Origin of the sequence: Streptomyces sp. S3(2020) (genome assembly GCF_013044505.1) — a bacterium.
Lineage (GTDB): Bacteria > Actinomycetota > Actinomycetes > Streptomycetales > Streptomycetaceae > Streptomyces.
This window is the reverse complement of the sequence record NZ_JABERD010000521.1, coordinates 1-1,173: the sequence shown is the minus strand read 5'-3', so window position 1 is coordinate 1,173 and position 1,173 is coordinate 1. Positions and strand designations below refer to the sequence as shown.

Annotated in this window: 1 pseudogene; it reads right to left on the bottom strand. The window is 73.7% G+C overall.

Annotation, left to right across the window (positions count from 1 at the left end):
• Nucleotides 1-39 precede the first annotated feature (39 nt).
• Nucleotides 40-882 (bottom strand): annotated as a pseudogene (gene holA, locus HLK59_RS50095) (DNA polymerase III subunit delta); the annotation flags it as partial.
• Between the last annotated feature and the right edge of the window lie 291 nt (nucleotides 883-1,173).

The window sequence follows — 1,173 nt, the reverse complement described above, 5'->3', positions numbered from 1 at the left end:
TCTTCGTCGGCAGCGTCAGAGGTTTAAAAGCGCCCGCCCCCCCCGCCCCTGCTCCCGCACCCGCTCGATCTTCCACGGCGGCATCCCCAACTCCCGCGCAAGATCCGCCGGCCGCCCACCCCGAGCCGACGACAGCTTCCCGATCGCCCGCACCCCCTGCGCCAACGCACTCGTGATCATCACCGGCGCCACCCCCGTGGCCAACGACCACCGCAACGCCTCCAACGCCTCCGCCGCCCGCCCCTCGACCGCCCGATCGGCGACGGTGAAGCTCGACGCCTCGGCCCGCCCGGTGTAGTACCGCCCCACCACCGCCTCGTCGATCGTCCCCTCGACGTCGGCGACCAACTGCGACACAGCCGCCGCCAGCTCCCGCAGATCACTCCCGATGGCGTCGACGAGCGTCTGACAGGCCTCGGGCGTGGCCGACCGCCCGGTCACCCGGAACTCCTGCCGCACAAAGGCCAGCCGATCCGCCGGCTTGGTCATCTTGGGGCAGGCGATCTCCCGCGCCCCCACCTTCCGCGCGGCATCGAGCAGCCCCTTGCCCTTCACCCCACCGGCATGCAGCAGCACGAGGGTGATCTCCTCGGCGGGCGCCGAGAGATACGCCTTCACGTCCTTCACGGTGTCGGCCGACAGATCCTGCGCATTGCGTACGACCACGACCTTGCGCTCCGCGAAGAGCGAGGGACTGGTCAGCTCGGCGAGCGTGCCGGGCTGCAACTGGTCCGAGGTCAGATCCCGTACGTCCGTGTCGGCGTCGGCGGCCTTCGCGGCGGCCACCACCTCCTGCACGGCACGGTCCAGCAGCAGGTCCTCCTGCCCCACGGCAAGCGTCACCGGGGCGAGGGGGTCGTCGTTCGCACTCTTCTTTACCATCGCCGACAAGCATGGCACGGGCCACTGACAACAAGCCCCGCCCACCGGGCGAGCCCGACGCGCACCCCACCTCTACGGGCACCCCACCCCTACGAGCCCTACGAGCACCTCACCCCTACGGTTCCTCCCCCCCCCCGCCCCACCCCCCCCCGAACCCGTCCCGCCCCCCGGGATCCAGCCCTCCCCCCCCCCCCCGCCCCCCCACGAGCCACCCCCCGCCCCCGCCCCCGCCCTCCCCCCCCACCCCGCCCCCCGCCCCCCGCGCCCCCCCCCCCCCCCCCCCCCCCCCCC